Source organism: Bradyrhizobium sp. AC87j1 (genome assembly GCF_002936975.1).
Taxonomy (GTDB): domain Bacteria; phylum Pseudomonadota; class Alphaproteobacteria; order Rhizobiales; family Xanthobacteraceae; genus Bradyrhizobium; species Bradyrhizobium shewense.
The window spans coordinates 26,305-42,148 of sequence record NZ_PTFE01000038.1; the positions used below are offsets into that span (position 1 = coordinate 26,305).

The 15,844-nt window shown below is 66.0% G+C and carries 19 protein-coding genes; 5 read left to right on the forward strand and 14 right to left on the reverse strand.

Annotated features, from left to right (window positions below; all coding sequences use genetic code 11):
* Nucleotides 1-26: 26 nt before the first annotated feature.
* Entirely contained in the window at nucleotides 27-644 is a 618-nt protein-coding gene (locus CV770_RS20415) for a flavin reductase family protein (protein WP_091955680.1), read from the reverse strand.
* 3 nt (nucleotides 645-647) lie between these two features.
* Nucleotides 648-1,613, reverse strand: a complete 966-nt coding sequence (locus CV770_RS20420) for a Bug family tripartite tricarboxylate transporter substrate binding protein (protein WP_104463579.1) — start codon at nucleotides 1,611-1,613, stop codon at nucleotides 648-650.
* Between the two features lie 125 nt (nucleotides 1,614-1,738).
* Between CV770_RS20420 and CV770_RS20425 the strand changes: the two genes are divergently transcribed.
* From CV770_RS20425 to CV770_RS20440, 4 genes are all read left to right on the forward strand, one after another.
* Nucleotides 1,739-2,530 carry an IclR family transcriptional regulator gene (locus CV770_RS20425; protein ID WP_201759941.1) on the forward strand — a complete coding sequence of 264 codons (792 nt, stop codon included), beginning with the start codon at nucleotides 1,739-1,741 and terminating at the stop codon, nucleotides 2,528-2,530.
* A gap of 202 nt (nucleotides 2,531-2,732) precedes the next feature.
* Nucleotides 2,733-4,028 carry an O-acetylhomoserine aminocarboxypropyltransferase gene (locus CV770_RS20430; protein WP_104463581.1) on the forward strand — a complete coding sequence of 432 codons (1,296 nt, stop codon included), beginning with the start codon at nucleotides 2,733-2,735 and terminating at the stop codon, nucleotides 4,026-4,028.
* Nucleotides 4,029-4,032: 4 nt separating this feature from the next.
* Nucleotides 4,033-4,815, forward strand: a complete 783-nt coding sequence (locus CV770_RS20435) for an alpha/beta fold hydrolase (protein WP_104463582.1) — start codon at nucleotides 4,033-4,035, stop codon at nucleotides 4,813-4,815.
* A 69-nt stretch (nucleotides 4,816-4,884) separates the two neighbouring features.
* Nucleotides 4,885-5,388 carry a DUF6496 domain-containing protein gene (locus CV770_RS20440; protein ID WP_104463583.1) on the forward strand — a complete coding sequence of 168 codons (504 nt, stop codon included), beginning with the start codon at nucleotides 4,885-4,887 and terminating at the stop codon, nucleotides 5,386-5,388.
* Here CV770_RS20440 and CV770_RS20445 read toward each other — a convergent pair whose 3' ends face one another.
* The 10 genes from CV770_RS20445 to phnG form a co-directional block, all read right to left on the reverse strand.
* A complete protein-coding gene (locus tag CV770_RS20445) occupies nucleotides 5,389-5,592 on the reverse strand; it encodes a hypothetical protein (protein ID WP_091955664.1) in 204 nt (67 codons plus the stop codon).
* A 491-nt stretch (nucleotides 5,593-6,083) separates the two neighbouring features.
* A complete protein-coding gene (locus CV770_RS20450; protein ID WP_104463584.1) occupies nucleotides 6,084-6,695 on the reverse strand; it encodes a pyridoxamine 5'-phosphate oxidase family protein in 612 nt (203 codons plus the stop codon).
* Between the two features lie 22 nt (nucleotides 6,696-6,717).
* A complete protein-coding gene (gene phnN, locus CV770_RS20455) occupies nucleotides 6,718-7,314 on the reverse strand; it encodes a phosphonate metabolism protein/1,5-bisphosphokinase (PRPP-forming) PhnN (protein WP_104463585.1) in 597 nt (198 codons plus the stop codon).
* Complete coding sequence (locus tag CV770_RS20460; RefSeq protein ID WP_104463615.1) at nucleotides 7,311-8,468, reverse strand: alpha-D-ribose 1-methylphosphonate 5-triphosphate diphosphatase; 1,158 nt, start codon at nucleotides 8,466-8,468, stop codon at nucleotides 7,311-7,313. Before CV770_RS20460 ends, phnN begins: the two co-directional genes overlap by 4 nt.
* An 11-nt stretch (nucleotides 8,469-8,479) precedes the next feature.
* Nucleotides 8,480-9,178, reverse strand: coding sequence for a phosphonate C-P lyase system protein PhnL (gene phnL / locus CV770_RS20465; RefSeq protein ID WP_201759942.1), 699 nt, complete (start codon nucleotides 9,176-9,178; stop codon nucleotides 8,480-8,482).
* A gap of 22 nt (nucleotides 9,179-9,200) precedes the next feature.
* Nucleotides 9,201-9,998 carry a phosphonate C-P lyase system protein PhnK gene (phnK, locus tag CV770_RS20470; protein ID WP_104463587.1) on the reverse strand — a complete coding sequence of 266 codons (798 nt, stop codon included), beginning with the start codon at nucleotides 9,996-9,998 and terminating at the stop codon, nucleotides 9,201-9,203.
* A complete protein-coding gene (locus tag CV770_RS20475) occupies nucleotides 9,991-10,887 on the reverse strand; it encodes an alpha-D-ribose 1-methylphosphonate 5-phosphate C-P-lyase PhnJ (RefSeq protein WP_104463588.1) in 897 nt (298 codons plus the stop codon). Before CV770_RS20475 ends, phnK begins: the two co-directional genes overlap by 8 nt.
* Complete coding sequence (locus CV770_RS20480) at nucleotides 10,884-11,987, reverse strand: carbon-phosphorus lyase complex subunit (protein WP_104463589.1); 1,104 nt, start codon at nucleotides 11,985-11,987, stop codon at nucleotides 10,884-10,886. The genes CV770_RS20475 and CV770_RS20480 overlap by 4 nt, the downstream gene beginning before the upstream one ends.
* Before the next feature lie 4 nt (nucleotides 11,988-11,991).
* A complete protein-coding gene (phnH, locus tag CV770_RS20485; protein ID WP_165637213.1) occupies nucleotides 11,992-12,600 on the reverse strand; it encodes a phosphonate C-P lyase system protein PhnH in 609 nt (202 codons plus the stop codon).
* 4 nt (nucleotides 12,601-12,604) lie between these two features.
* Nucleotides 12,605-13,069 carry a phosphonate C-P lyase system protein PhnG gene (gene phnG, locus CV770_RS20490; protein ID WP_165637212.1) on the reverse strand — a complete coding sequence of 155 codons (465 nt, stop codon included), beginning with the start codon at nucleotides 13,067-13,069 and terminating at the stop codon, nucleotides 12,605-12,607.
* Between the two features lie 119 nt (nucleotides 13,070-13,188).
* Here phnG and phnF point away from each other — a divergent pair, with 119 nt between their 5' ends.
* The gene (gene phnF, locus CV770_RS20495) at nucleotides 13,189-13,917 is read left to right on the forward strand and encodes a phosphonate metabolism transcriptional regulator PhnF (protein ID WP_104463590.1); all 729 of its coding nucleotides are present in this window, start codon (nucleotides 13,189-13,191) and stop codon (nucleotides 13,915-13,917) included.
* A gap of 127 nt (nucleotides 13,918-14,044) precedes the next feature.
* On the opposite strand, the gene phnE (CV770_RS20500) is transcribed toward phnF, so the two are convergent.
* A complete protein-coding gene (gene phnE, locus CV770_RS20500; protein WP_104463591.1) occupies nucleotides 14,045-14,893 on the reverse strand; it encodes a phosphonate ABC transporter, permease protein PhnE in 849 nt (282 codons plus the stop codon).
* Nucleotides 14,890-15,774 carry a phosphonate ABC transporter, permease protein PhnE gene (gene phnE / locus CV770_RS20505; RefSeq protein ID WP_091955628.1) on the reverse strand — a complete coding sequence of 295 codons (885 nt, stop codon included), beginning with the start codon at nucleotides 15,772-15,774 and terminating at the stop codon, nucleotides 14,890-14,892. The genes phnE (CV770_RS20500) and phnE (CV770_RS20505) overlap by 4 nt, the downstream gene beginning before the upstream one ends.
* Nucleotides 15,775-15,844 lie beyond the last annotated feature (70 nt).

A 15,844-nucleotide genomic window follows, 5' to 3' on the forward strand; every position in this document is an offset into this window, starting at 1 on the left:
GTCGGGCAGCGCGGCTGGCGGCGCGCTCAGTCTTTCGATTTGGGCGTCTGAAATACGGTGTTCAGCGTCACGATCTCGCCGAGGCGGGCGTAACGGGGACCGCCGATGCGCGCGATCGGGTCGAGCGCCTTGGTCTCGACCTTGCCGTCGTTCACGAGGCCGTCGCGCAAATGGAACATCACGACCTCACCGACGATCAGCCGGCTCTTGGCCTCGCCGAATTCAAGGCACTGCCGGAACCGGCATTCCATCGCCGCCGGCGCGGCGGCGAGCCGCGGCACCTTGATGCGCTCGCTCGGAATCGTCTCCAGGCCGAGATGCTCGACCTCGCTGATTTCAGGCGGATGCTCGACCGATGAGTCGTGCACCGCCGACATCAGCGGGGTATCCGCGATGTGGATGACGTATTCCTCGGTATCGAGGATGTTGTGCGCGGTGTCCTTGTAGTCGGCGCCCTTGCGGCCGACGCTGATGGCCAGCATCGGCGGCTTCTGCGAGACGAAGGTGAAGGCGCTGAACGGCGCGAGGTTGAGCACGCCCTTGCTCGACAGGCTGGTCACCCAGGCGATCGGACGCGGCACCACGATGCCGGTCATCAGGCGGTAGATGCGCTCGGCCCCGAGCTCGGTGGGATCGATCCGCATCGATCAATCCGCCCTGATGTTGGCCTTGCGCACGACGGGAATCCACTTGGCGTCCTCGCGCTCGAGATATGCCCTAAACTCGTCGGGCGTCATCGGCGTGGCTTCGCCGCCAAGCTTTTCGAATTTGTCGACCACGGCAGGATCCTTCAGGATCGCAACCAGCGTCTCGTGCAGCTTGTCCACGATCGGCGCCGGTGTGCCGGCAGGCGCGAACAGGCCGGTGAAGGTCTGGCCATCAAAGTCCTTGTAGCCGAGCTCGGCAAATGTCGGCACGTCAGGCAGCGACTTCAGCCGGTGCGGGCTGGTGACGGCAAGCGCGCGGAACAGGCCGGCCTTGATGTGCTGAAGGCTGACCGTCAGCTGGTCAAATGCGAACTGCACCTGGCCGCCGAGCAGATCGTTGATCGCCGGCGCATTGCCGCGGTAATGCGCGGTGACCCATTGCAGCTCGAGGTTCGACTGCATCAGCTCGCTGAGCAGATGGTTGGTGGTGCCGGGGCCGGGCGAGGCCATGGTCAACTTGCCGGGCTCGCGCTTGGCGAGATCGAGGAATTCCTTCAGCGTGGTCGCCTGCACCGACGGATGCACCTCGAGCACCAGCGGCGTCATCGAGATGGTCGAGATCGGCATGAAGTCTTTTTTCCAGTTATAGGCTTCACGCTTGTTGATCTCGGTTGCGAACAGCACCGGACCATTGGCGCCGACGAACAGCGTGTAGCCGTCGGGCGCGGACTTCGCGAAAGCCTCGCCCGCGATCATGCCGCCGGCGCCGGCCTTGTTCTCGATGATGAAGGGCTGGCCGAGCTTTTCCTGAAGCTTGTCGGCGACGATGCGCGCGGCGCTGTCAACATTGCCGCCGGCCGGATAAGGCACGATCAGCTTGACGCTGCGGGCCGGCCATTGCTGGCCCGACGCGGGCCCTGCCAGCATCGCGGTGGCGGCAGCTATGGCAATCCAGATTAATCTCATGTTAACCTCCCGGCAGCGCTTCCAATTCCATGTCGCGTGCGGCGATGCGCACGGCGACCGATCGGGGCGCATCTTCAGATGCGCGCTTGCCCTGTCGAGTGAATTGTGGCGTTCTTGTCCATATTATGGACAAGACGCGAATCGCCCGCAACGCGACATCACCGCGACAAGGCGCGCAGGCGATCCGGCGCGCGCTCGCCGTGCTACGCATTCTTGCCGCAGGCCGCGAGGACGGTGTGCCATTGGCCGAGGTGATCCGGGCGACCGGCCTCACCCGTCCGACCGTGCACCGCATCATCCACGTGCTGATCGAGGAAGGCATCGTCGAGCGGCACGAGCGGACCGGCCGCTACGCGATCGGCAACCAGGTGCCGGAGCTGGCGCTGGCACGGCCGCGGCCGTCGCGGCTGCTGATCGCCGCCAATCCATCGCTGCAACGTGCCTCCACCGAGATCGGCGACACGCTGTTCCTGACGGTGCGCACCGGCAACGACACGCTGTGCGTCGATCGCAGGATCGGAATCTATCCGATCCAGGTGCTGTCGATCGAGATCGGCGCGCGCCGGCCGCTCGGCGTCTCCAGTGCGGGCGTCGCCATCCTCGCCGCGATGCCGGCGCAAGACGCGCGAAAGATCGTCGCAGCCAACGAGAAGAGGTTCGAGGCTTACAAGACCGATGTGGCGACGGTCCTCGGCGAGGTCACCGCCGCGCGACGGCTGGGATATGGCCTGAGGGAGATCGGCCTCGTGCAGGGCACGAAATCGATCTCGACCTGGATCAAGACCCCGGATGGTCGGCCGGCCGCGGCCATCACCGTCTCCGCGGTTCGGACGAGGCTCGGCCCCCGCCGCGAGCAGGAGGTCGCGGAGATTTTGCTGCGGGAGGCGCGGAGTATTGAGCAGGCGATCGGGGGTTAGGCGCGGACGGTAGAAGTTGGGTGCGCGCATGCTGCTACAGCGTCATGGCCGGGCTTGTCCCGGCCATCCACGTCTTTCTCCCTAGTACAAAGAACCTGGAGGCCCGGGCATGACGACCTCTTGTGGAGAGTCAATGGGCTGACTTCGTGCGCGATTTTATGGCACAACGCCCCCTCCGCCGACCGACCAACGAGGCCCCCGCATGCCCGCGCCAAAACCGCCTGCCTTCGAGACCCTGAGCCTGCATGCGGGCCAGCATCCGGATCCCGTGACCGGAGCCCGCGCGGTGCCGATCTACCAGACCACGTCCTACGTGTTCCAGGATTCCGACCACGCCGCGGCGCTGTTCAACCTGGAGCGCGCCGGCCACATCTATACGCGCATCTCCAACCCGACCACTGGCGTGCTGGAGGAGCGGCTCGCCGCGCTGGAGGGCGGCGTCGGCGCGATCTGCACCGCGAGCGGCATGGCCGCGCTGCATCTGGCGATCGCGACGCTGCTGAGCGCCGGCGATCACATCGTGGCGTCGAGCTCGCTCTATGGCGGCACCATCAACCTGCTGGCGCACACGCTGCCGCGCTTCGGCATCACCACTAGCTTTGTGAAGCCGCGCGATCTCGATGCGTTCCGCGCAGCGATCAAGCCGAACACCAAGCTCGTGATCGGCGAGACCATCGGCAATCCCGGGCTGGAAGTACTGGACATTCCCAAGGTCGCTCAGATCGCACATGACGCAAAAATTCCGCTGCTGATCGACAACACCTTTGCCACGCCCTATCTCAGCCGGCCCGTCGAGCTTGGCGCCGACATCGTGATGCATTCGGCGACCAAATGGATCGGCGGCCACGGCATCGCGATCGGCGGCGCCATCGTCGACGGCGGCCGCTTCGACTGGCGCGCATCCGGCAAGTTCGGCGTGCTGACCGAGCCCTATGGCGGCTATCACGGCATCGTCTTCGACGAGCAGTTCGGCACCGCCGCCTTCATCATGCGCGCGCGCACCGAGGGCCTGCGCGATTTCGGCGCCTGCCTGTCGCCGACCAACGCGTTCCAGCTGTTGCAGGGCGTCGAGACGCTGGGCGTGCGCATGGACCGTCACATGCAGAACACGCATCTCGTGCTGGAAGCACTCAAATCCAACAAAGCCGTCGACTGGGTGCTGCATCCCTCGCTGGAGACTCACACGGACTATCAGCTCGCCAAACAGCTGCTGCCGCGCGGCGCCGGCTCGATCATCTCCTTCGGCATCAAGGGCGGCCGCCCTGCGGGGCGCAAGTTCATCGAATCGCTGCGCATGATCAGCCACCTCGCCAATGTCGGCGATGCCAAGACACTGGTGATCCACCCGGCATCGACCACGCATCAGCAGATGGACGCCGAGCAGCTCAAGGCGGCCGGCATCGGCGAGGAGCTGGTGCGGCTGTCGGTCGGCATCGAGACAGCAAGCGACATCATCGACGATCTCGCGCAGGCGCTGCGCATCTCGCAGAAGGTCTGACATCATGAAGCTTTCCGTCAACGGGACCGAGGTGTTCGTCGCGACCGGCGGCCGCGACTTCGACAAGTCCCTGCCCGCGGTCGTCTTCCTCCACGGCGCCGGCTTTGACCATTCGACCTGGGCGCTGCACACGCGCTGGTTTGCCCATCACGGTTTTTCCGTGCTGGCGCCGGACCTGCCCGGTCACGGCCGCTCTAGCGGGCCTTCGCTCGGCAGCATCGCCGAGATGGCCGACTGGACCGCGGCACTGCTCGATGCGGCAGGAGCTGCGAAGGCGCATCTGATCGGCCATTCCATGGGATCACTGATCTCCCTGGAGACCGCCGCGCGGCATCCCGACAAGGTCTCCGCGCTGAGCCTGATCGGCACCGCCGCGACCATGACGGTCGGCCCGGATCTGCTGAAGGCCGCCGAGGCCAACTCGCAGGATGCCAACGACATGGTCTCGATCTGGGGCCTCGGATTCAACGCCGAGCTCGGCGGCAGTCTTGCGCCGGGCCTGTGGATGCATGGCGGCGCGCAGGCGGTGCTGAGGTCTTGCGAGCCTGGCGTGCTGTTCAGGGATCTGTCGGCCTGCAATGCTTACGCGAATGCGCTGACCGCAGCGGCGACTGTCAAAGTGCCCACGGCCCTCATTCTCGGCGAACGGGACATGATGACCCCGGCGAAGGCAGGCAAGGCGCTTGCCGCTGCGATCCCGCATGCGAAGACGGTCGTGGTACCGGGTGCCGGCCACATGATCATGGCCGAGCGGCCGGACGAACTGCTGGCGGCCTTGCGGAACTGAGAAGGATCAATCGATCATCCGGCGCGTTGCGGTGAGATATCCCTGTCATTTCCAGAGGGAGCTCACCCCATGCCAAGACAAGAAGTGATCCGCAAAGCGAAGCAGGACAAGCGCGCGGGCAAATCGGCAAGCACGCAGGCCGGCGAATTCGTCAAGGACGAGATCGACAGGATCCGGAAGGGCAGGCACGGCGCGCGGTCGACCAAGCAGGCCATCGCGATCGGCCTGTCCGAGGCACGCCGCGCCGGCGTCGATCTGCCGCCGCCGCGCAAGGGGCGAACCAAGGCATCGACACGCCGCAGCGCCAAATATGCTTACGAGGTCGGCCAAGGCAAACGCACGCCGAAGCGCCGGCCTAAGGTGTCGCGCGCCGTCGAGAAGGTCCTGAAGAAGGAGCCGCGCTCCACCGCATCCCGCAGCGCGCTGTCGAAACAGAGCAAGCGAGCCGCAAACCGGCGAACCGCGGCGTCGCGTTCAGCTGCCGCGCGGAAGGCGAGCCAGACCAAGGGCGCCAAGACCCGCTCCGCTGCCGCGAAGAAAGCGGCCCGCACCAGGGCACGCCGCCGGAGCTGATCAGCTCAGGCGATTGCGACGCTCCGAGAACACGGCCCGCGCCGCGCGCTCGGCTTCGCGCGCCGAGCGGAACTGACGGCCTTCGAGACTGTCGAACAGGCGCTCGGAGGAGAAGAAGCGGAAGCCGCGGGCATCCCTCGTGACGATGCCCGCGGCACGGTCGTGGATCTCGATGATGTAGGCGTTCGACTGGGTGTGGGACATGACTGCTCGTTCGCCGGAATTCCGGCGCTCCTGTCTGAAGATTCTTCGTGCGGGAGTTGCTAGAAGGCCGTCAGCAACAACAACAGGCGCCGGTTGCGACCGAGACACAGCGCCGCGTCATGCAGGCTTGCATGTCATCGGGATTGCGCTGGTGTTCGGTTTTCATGTCGCGGCTTCAAGCTCGGAGAGCAGTTTCGAGGCTCCGAATATCAAGCGATTGGCGCGTCAGGTCAATGAAATGGCCATCCATATTTGCCGTGAGCGCGCTGGAGCGCTTCTCCCACGGTGAGCGGTGGCAGCCGGATTTATCTCGCGCGGCTCGCTCCTCTTCCTTCTCCCCTTGTGGGAGAAGGTGGCGCGAAGCGCCGGATGAGGGGTTCGTTCCGCAGGTTCAAATGAGCGAGACTAGCGCGCGGAGAGAACCCCCTCACCCGTCTCGCCGCTATGCGGCGAGCCACCCTCTCCCACAAGGGGAGAGGGCAAGAAAGTTCTCACCACATCGTCGCGGCGGCGCGCTCGGGCCAGATGCGATCGTACTCCGCGCCGCCGACCTTGTTGTCGCTCATCTCGGCGAGGATCTGGCCGGGCGTCGGCAGCGTCTTGGGATCGATGCGCTTATCGGGATTCCAGAGGTCAGAGCGGACGATGGCGCGGGCGCACTGGAAGTAGATTTCGTCGACCTTCATCACCATGACGCTGCGCGGCGCCTTGCCCTCGACCTTGAACGATGCCAGCAGCTCCGGATCGATCGAGAGATGGGCGCGGCCGTTGGCACGCACCGCATTGCCGGAGCCGGGGATCAGGAACATCAACGACGCCCTGGGATCGCGCACGATGTTGCGCAGGGAATCGACCCGGTTGTTGCCGCGGCGATCCGGCAGCATCAGCGTCTTGGGATCGTGGATACGGACGAAGCCGGGCAAATCACCACGCGGCGAGCAGTCGATGCCCTCGGGGCCGATGGTGGCAAGCGCGGCGAACGGCGCCTTCTCGATGAAGACGCGGTAGAGCGGGGTGACGTGGTCGGCGACTTTCACGGTCGAGGCGTCGTTGGTGGCGCCGTAGATGGCCTCCAGCTGTTCGATCGTTTCAATCACCGACATTCCGTTCTCCTTGCTGTACTGGCTAATCGTGCCCGCCCTCATTCCTGATCACGCGCACGAGCTGGCGGGCATGATAGTCCGCGCTGCCGGCATTGAGGATGGTGATGTCCGCCTGCGCCGACCTGTCGTCGACGCTGCGGGTGAGGCGCTCGGCGATGTTGCCGTCGCTTTGTCGCGCGCGCGCAGCCAGCCGCGCGGCCAGCACATCCGGCGGCGCCGTGATCGCAACCACCACGATTTCAGCGTAGGCCTGGCGCAGCGCGCCGATCACGGTGCGCGAGACGTTGGCGACGACCGTGCGGCCGGCGCGGATATCGTCGTTGATGTCGAGCGGCAGCGCGTAGGAATGCCCGTGCGCGTCCCAATGCACGGCGAAATCGGCATGCTCGCACGCGCGGCGGAATTCGTCGGGACCGAGCGCGACATTGTCTTCGTCGGCGGAGGATTCACGCGTCACGATGCGGCGCGGGAAGACAATGTCGTGATCGTCAGCGCAGGCCGCCTGCGCGAGCCGCAGCAGCGTGTCCTTGCCGGCGCCGCTAGGACCGACCACCAGCACGAGCCGTCCGGGCCCGATCGCGCCGGTCTGCTCGCCCGCCGTGGTTGCGCTCTCGCTCATGCGACACGGCTTCCTTCGCGCCAGACGCTGCGGACGACGGGAACGTGGCCCGCGACATGCACGCGAATGAGGTCGGCGCGCTTGCCGATCGCGACCTCGCCGCGGTCGGTGAGGCCAACTGCCTCCGCCGGTGCCTTGGTCACGGTGCGGATTGCCGCGGGAAGGCCGATGGCGGGGACATGCTCGGGCAATTGCAGCGCCCCCATCAGGAGGCTCGACGGGATGTAGTCCGACGACAGAATGTCGAGCAGTCCTTCGCGGGCGAGATCGACCGCGGCGATGTTGCCGGAATGCGAGCCGCCGCGCACGACGTTCGGCGCGCCCATGAGAATGTCGATGCCGGCCTGGTGCAGACCGCGCGCGGCTTCCAGCGTGGTCGGGAACTCCGCCACCGAGACGCGGTCACGCACCGCGTCCGCGACGTTCTCCTCAGTGGTGTCGTCGTGGCTCGCCAGCGGGATCTTGTACTGATGCGCCAGCGACACGATCTCGCGCATGTTGGTCGCGGCATAGAGCTTCTGATACTCGAAGCGCTTTGCGAACAGCTCGTCGAGCTCGGCATCGGTCTTGCCGCCGCCCTTGCCGCGGTAATAGTCGCGCAGCTTGACCTCGTCACGGAACTGGCGCTGGCCGGGCGTGTGGTCCATCAGCGACATCAGCTTGACGTCGGGACGGTCGATCAGCTCCTTGGCTTCCTCGACCACGCTCGGCATCGGGATCTCGCAGCGCAGATGCAGGAAGTGATCGGCGCGCAGCAGGCTGGCGTCGCGCGCGGTCGTGATCGCGGCGGCGAGCACGCCGGCGCGGCCGTCGACCTCCTCGGCACCGTCCTCGCGCCAGACCCGGAGCGAATCGAACACGGTGGTGATGCCCGAAGTCGCGAGTTGGCCGTCGTAGGAGATGACGGCGGCAACCGGATTCCAGAACACCTTTGGCCGCGGCACGTAATGGGCTTCGAGATGGTCGGTGTGCAGCTCGATCAGGCCCGGCATGATCAAATCGCCGCCGGCATCCTCGGCACCCGCAGGCGCCCTACCCTCGCCGATCTCGGCGATGCGCCCGTCGGCAAGAGCGAGCCAGCCTTGCTCGATCACCCGGTCAGCCAGCACGATCCTGGCGTTGGCGATCACAATGTCCTTCGGCTTGGCGTTCATTTCCATTTCCCTCAGGCCGCGGCGGCAAAGCTGGTGACGTCGACGATGCGGTCGGCAATCAGATGACGGATTTCGTCGTCATGGACAATGGCGACCATGGCGACGCCCTGGCGTTTCTTCTCGGCGACCAGCTCGACCACGACGGCGCGGTTGGCGGCATCCAGCGAGGCGGTCGGCTCGTCCAGCAGCAGGATCGGCAAATCCGAGATGAAGCCGCGCGCGATGTTGACGCGCTGCTGCTCGCCGCCGGAGAAGGTCGCGGGCGGAAGCTGCCAGAGCCGCTCGGGAATGTTGAGGCGCCGCAGCAGGTTACCTGCGCGCTGCTGCGCATCAGTGCGTGGCATTCCGTTCACGATCAGCGGCTCGGCGACGACGTCGATGGTGGCCACGCGCGGCACCGCGCGCAGGAACTGGCTGACATAGCCGATGGTCGAGCGGCGGACGTTGAGGATCTGCCGCGGCTCGGCGCTGGCGAGATCAATCACTGCGCCGCGGTGGCGAATGCCGATGCGGCCGGAGTCGCAACGGTAATTGCCGAAGACCATTTTCAGGATCGAGGACTTGCCGGCGCCTGATGGTCCCGACAGCACGACGCATTCGCTCGCGTTGACCTGGAAGGTCACGCCGCTGACGACAGGCAATTCGATGCCTCCCTGCAGGTGCATGGTGAAGGTCTTATTGGCATCAGTGATGTCGATCATGGCGGTCATTGGAAAACTCATATTGAAAGGTTCATGGCGGCAGGATCGAGGAGACGAGGAGTTGCGTATAGGGCTCGCGCGGATCGTCGAGCACCTGGTCGGTGAGACCGGTTTCGATGACGCGGCCGCCCTTCATCACCATCACGCGGTGCGACAGCAATCGTGCCACCGCAAGATCGTGGGTGACGATGATGACGGCGAGGTTCAGCTCGGCGACGAGGCTGCGCAGCAGGTCGAGCAGCCGCGCCTGCACGGACACGTCGAGGCCGCCGGTCGGCTCGTCCATGAACACCAGCCGCGGCTCGGTGACGAGGTTGCGCGCGATCTGGAGGCGCTGGCGCATGCCGCCGGAATAGGTGCGCGGTGCATCGTCGATGCGGGCGGTGTCGATCTCGACACGGGTCAGCCAGTCGGACGCGGTCTCGCGGATGCGGCCATAGTGATTCCAGCCCACCGCCATCAGCCGCTCGCCGACATTGGCGCCGGCCGAGACCGCCATGCGCAGGCCCTGGGCGGGATCCTGATGCACAAAACCCCAGTCGGTGCGGTACAGGAAGCGCCGCTCGGCTTCGCCGAGCGAGGCGAGATCGCGGGCGACACCGTCGCGCATCCGATAGGACACATGGCCGCCGCTGGCCGCGAGCTGGCCCGACAGGAGTTGAAGCAGCGTCGACTTGCCCGAACCTGATTCGCCGACGATCGCCAGCACCTCGCCGGGATAGAGTGCGAAGGAGACGTCGCGGCACGCGGCGATGCGGCCGAAGGATTTGCTGAGGGAGGTCGCGACCAGCAGCGGCTGGTCGTTTTCGAGCGCGGCCTGGTCAACCATTGGTGCCTCCTTGCGCCTTCTCCTTGTACGGCGCGGCGCTGAGGCTGCCGTGATGGCCGGCGGCCTGGCGGCTCTCGCAATAGTCGGTGTCCGAGCACACGAACATCCGTCCGCCCTTGTCGTCGGTGACGATCTCGTCGAGATAGGAATTCTCCGCGCCGCACAGCGCGCAGGGCGCGTTGAAGCGATAGGGCTCGAACGGATGGTCCTCGAAATCGAGCGACACCACCTTCGTGTAAGGCGGGATCGCATAGATGCGCTTCTCGCGGCCGGCGCCGAACAGCTGCAGCGCCGGGCAATTGTCCATCTTGGGATTGTCGAATTTCGGCGTCGGCGACGGATCCATCACGTAGCGCGCGTTGACCTTGACCGGATAGGCGTAGGCGGTGGCGATGTGGCCGAAGCGGGCGATGTCCTCATAGAGCTTCACATGCATCAGGCCGTATTCGGCCAGCGCATGCATGCGCCGCGTCTCGGTCTCGCGCGGCTCGAGGAAACGCAACGGCTCCGGGATCGGCACCTGATAGACCAGCACCTGGTTTGCGTGCAGCGTCGCCTCCGGGATGCGGTGACGGGTCTGGATCACGGTCGCCTCCTCCGTCGCCGTCGTGGTGGCAACGCCGGCGGTCTTGGCGAAGAATTTTCGGATCGAGATCGCGTTGGTGGTGTCGTCGGAGCCTTGATCGATCACCTTCAGCACGTCGGCGGGGCCGAGGATCGCAGCTGTGACCTGCACGCCACCGGTGCCCCAGCCATAGGGCATCGGCATCTCGCGGCTGGCGAACGGCACCTGATAGCCGGGAATAGCGATCGCCTTCAGGATCGCGCGGCGGATCATCCGCTTGGTCTGCTCGTCGAGATAGGCGAAGTTGTAGGCAGGCGCGTTCATTCCGCGGCCTCCTTCATGGCGTCAGGCGCCTGGGCGTCAGTGAATTCCTTGCGCAGCTTGCGGAGCAGGCCGAGCTCGGACTGGAAGTCGACGTAATGCGGCAGCTTCAGATGCTCGACGAAGCCGGTGGCCTGGACGTTGTCCGAATGCGACATCACGAATTCTTCATCTTGCGCCGGGGCGAGTGCCTCCTCGCCGAGCTCGCGGGCGCGCAGCGCGCGGTCGACCAGGGCCATCGACATGGTCTTGCGCTCGCTCTGGCCGAAGGCGAGGCCATAGCCGCGGGTGAAGCATGGCGCTTCGGTCGCGGAGCCCTTGAACTGGTTGACCATCTGGCACTCGGTGAGCTCAATCGAGCCGAGCGGCACGGCGAAGCCGACGTCTTCCGCCGAAAATTCCACCTCGACCTCGCCGAAGCGAATCTCGCCGGCGAAAGGATGGTTGCGGCCATAGCCGCGCTGGGTGGAATAGCCCATCGCCAGCAGGAAACCTTCGTCGCCGCGCGCCAGGTTTTGCAGGCGCAAATCACGATCCGCCGGGAAGTTCAGCGGCTCGCGGGTGAGATCGCCGACGCTGGCGCCGTCCTCGGCCTGCGGCGAGGATTCGATCAGCCCGTCGCGACCGAGAATGTCGGTCACGCGCGGGGTCGGCGCCGTTGACGCTTCCGCCGTTGCGGGCGCCTCCGGCACGAAGCCTTCGGCGAGCGCGGGATCGAGCAGGCGGTGGGTATAGTCGAAGGTCGGTCCGAGGATCTGCCCGCCGGGAATGTCCTTGAAGGTCGAGGACACCCGCCGCTGCACGCGCATCGCACCGGTGTCGACCGGCTCGCTCGCGCCGAAACGCGGCATCGTGGCGCGGAAGGCGCGAACCAGGAAGATCGCCTCGATCAGATCGCCGCGCGCCTGCTTGATCGCGAGCGCCGCGAGCTCGCGGTCATAGAGCGAGCCTTCGCTCATGACGCGGTCGACGGCGAGCCCAAGCTGTTCCGAGATCTGGTCGAGCGTGACCTCCGGAACGCCTCGGTCGCCGCGCCGCTTATCTGCGAGCAGGCGATGGGCGTTCTCGATGGCGCGTTCGCCGCCTTTGACTGCGACATACATGCTTCTAGCTTCCCTTGCTCACGATACGCGTGGTGCGAGGGATCGCGACCACGGCGTCATCGGCGACCAGCACCACATCGGTGCCGCGCGGAAACAGCGCCTCGTTGACACGCAGACGCTCGAACAAATCGAAAGGTCTGATCGCGGCATTGAGCATGGCGACGCCGTCGATGCCGGGGCCACGCAGCTCGAAACTGCGCCCTGCGTCGAGGCTATCGACCTGGAAGATCACCGTGGTGGACCGATCCGGATATTCGCTGGTCCCGAGCGCGAAGCGTTCGAGCGGCGGCAGCGCACCGCCGTCACTGATCAGCGCAAAACTCGCGATGGAGGAATCCTGCACCACCGGCGCGCCGGTGTGGAACTTCAGCCATTTCACCACGTCCGGGCTCTCCGACATCCGCGCGTCGAGCCAGAGCGGCGTGTCGTGGTCGAACAGCGTCAGCGCGATCGCGGCCGTGCCGCGCATCATCCTGTCGGGCGTCCCCGCGCCCGGCACGATGCGCTGGACCGACCCGGGCCGCGCCATCGCGTCCATGACCGAGCGAAAGGTCGATTGCGCCGACAGCACCTTGTCGGCGAAGCCCGGCGGCAGTTCCGCAATCGTGGTCATGATCTCACCCCTCACCGCGCACCATGGTGTAGAAATCAACCTTCGTTGCAGCGGTCTCGGCCGCTGCCTGCGCGCGGCCAGCCATAAGCTGCTCACGCAACGGGGCGATAACGTCCCGCTCCACCGCTCCGCCGAAATCCCTCGACTGCACCAGCGCATCGCACAGCGCGATCAGCCGCGCCTTCTCACCGTCGCGCCCGAGCGTGTAGCCGAAGCCGACCTCGCCGCTCGCCAGCCGGACCGCGGCGCGCGACACCGTGGCTTCACCGAGATTGAACGGCGCGCCGTCGCCACCGACCCGGCCGCGCAGCATGACGAGGCCGTTTTCGGGCGCGCGCAAATCCTGATGGGCCGGGACAGCCAAGTTGCGGAGGCGGGCGGCGATCTCGCCCGCCTCCGCGTGCGCCAGCACGGCCATGGCGGCCTGGCGCTGGGCTTGCTGGTTGTTGTGCTGGGTCACCTGATCCACCGAACCTTTGACAGAACTTGCCGCATCGAAGTTGTCTATTATAATAGACAACTTCATACGGGAGCGCCATGACTGTTTCGTGACAAAGCTGTGATTTCTGGGCTAGGCTGGCCGGCGATATGAGCATGCAAGACACTGCGTCGTCTGGCGTCGCGCTATGGCGCCTCGTTGCCGACGGCATCGAGCGCGGCATCGCCGACGGCCGTTTCGCGGCTGGCGACAAATTGCCGGGCGAGATGGAGATCGCCGAAACCTATCGGGTGAACCGCCACACCGTGCGGCGCGCGCTGGCGGCCCTTGCCGAGCGCGGCCTCGTGCGCGCCGAGCGCGGCAGCGGAACTTATGTCGAAGCGCAGAAGCTCGCCTATCCCTTGCGCTCGCGCACCCGCTTCTCCGAGATCGTCGGCGCCGGCGGCCGCGAGCCGCGCGGGCAGTTGATCGAGGCGACGGACGATGTCGCGACCCGTGAGCTGGCACGCGAGCTCGGCCTGAAGGCCGGCGCGCCGCTGGTGCGGATCGAGGCGATTCGCCTTGCCGACCGCACGCCGATCTGCGTCTCCACCACCTGGCTGTCTGCGGAATTGTTTCCGGGTGCCGGCGCCGTGTTCGCGGCGACGCGCTCGATGACGAAGCTGCTGGAACATTACGGCGTCCGCGACTATCGCCGCGGCGCGACCCGGATCACCGCCGGTATAGTCGACGCCACCGACGCGGCCCGGCTCGATCTCGCGCTCGGACGGCCGATCCTGGTGGTCGATGCGACCGACCACGATCTGCAGGGCAAGCCGCTGGTGACCAAGCATTCGCGCTTTGCGGCGGAGCGCGTGGAGTTTCTGGTGGAGTCGTAAGGGGCTCTCTCCAAGAAACCGGAGCCGTAGGGTGGGCAAAGGCGCACTTCGCGCCGTGCCCACGATCTTTCTCGATTGTTAAAAATGGTGGGCACGCTGCGCTTTGCCCACCCTGCGGCACCTGTGATCAGGCGACAGCCCTTCGCCCAATGATCGCAAAGCGCAGCTTGCCCGAGATGAAATCGATCGCGGCGACCGCGACCAGGATCATCAGGATCAGGAACGACACCTTCTGCCATTCCAGCACGCGGATCTGCTCGGCGAGTTGGAGGCCAATGCCGCCGGCGCCGACGATGCCGATGATGGTGGCCGAGCGGGTGTTGGATTCGATGAAATAGAGCACCTGCCCGGCGATCACGGGCAGGACCTGCGGCAACAGGCCGAAGCGGATCTCGTGCAGCGGGCTGCCGCCGGAGGCGCGGATGCCCTCGACCTGCTTCTGGTCGGCGGCCTCGATCGCCTCCGAGAACAGCTTTCCGAAGGCGCCGAAATCCGACACCGCAATGGCGAGCACGCCGGCGAACGGGCCAAGCCCGACGACGTTGATCCACACCAGCGCCCAGATCAGCGTGTCGACGCCGCGGATCGAATCCAGGACGCGGCGGACGGGAAAGCGCAACAGCTTCGACGGCACCACGTTGCGCGCCGCGAGCAGGCTGACCGGAAGCGCGAATACCGCCGCCAGCGTCGTGCCGAGCAGCGCGATCGACAGCGTCTCGCCGAGCGCCTTCAGATAGATCGGGAGCGACGATCCGGGGTCAGGCGGGATCATCATCAAGGTGATCCAGCCGAGCTGGCTGAGGCCTGCGAAGAAGCGCGACGGCGAGAAGTCGAGATCGACCAGGCCGTAAATGAGGATCGCGAACGCCGCGACGATCATCGCCGGTGTGGCAAGCCGCGCCGAGGCCGGACGGTCGAACACATCGGGATAGCGCGCACGAAGCTCTCGCGTGTCGACCGCTTGCCGCCTCGTCACGTCCGCGCCTCCTTGCCGAACAGACGGCCGCGCAGCCAGCCGGTGCTGATGTCGATGATGAACACGGTGACGATGATGGTCAGCAGGATCGCGCTGACGTCTGAGTAGTAGAATTTTCGGATCGCGACGACGAGCTCCTGGCCGATGCCGCCGGCACCGACGAAGCCCATCACGGAGGCTTCACGGACGTTGATCTCGAAGCGCAGCAGTGCATAGCTGGCATAGCCCGCGGTCACCTGCGGCACGACGGCGAACCGCATGCAGGACAGCCAGCTCGCGCCGGTCGAGCGAATGCCTTCGACCGGCTTCATGTCGGCGTTCTCGACGATTTCCGAGAACAGCTTTCCGAGCGCGCCGGTGGAGTGGATCGCGATCGCGAGCACGCCCGCCATCGGTCCGAGCCCGAAGGCGATCACGAAGATCAGCGCGAAGACGATGCCCGGAACGGTGCGGGCGAACTCGAGCAGGCGCCGGACGACGAAGCGCAGCCAGGGTGCGGGCGACGTGTTTTCAGCGGCGAAGAAGTTCAGGCAAAATGCCAAGGTCGCGCCGATCAGCGTGCCGACATAGGAGATCAGCAGCGTCTCGCCCAGCATCTTCAGCCATTTGCGCCAGCCCCAGAGCCACTCGCCGACATCGGTCCAGACGCGCTGGCCGTTGTCGAGCGTGAGGATGCGGTCGAAATAGCTGACGAAATTGCCGAAATAGGTGAACAGCGTGCGCAGATTCACTTCCGCGCCGATTCCCGCGAGAACCAGCGCGGCGGCGAAGACCGCGATCCCCAACAGCAGGCGGAGCCGCCTGCGCCCGACCGCCTGGCGATAGGCGGCGTTGAGCACGGCAAGCTGCTGCTCGGGGAGGATCGAAACCGCTGTTGTCATCGGCCTGAGATAAGTTCCGTCAAAGAAAGGGCCGGGTCCATGGACCCGGCTCCAGTTACATCGCCCTGAG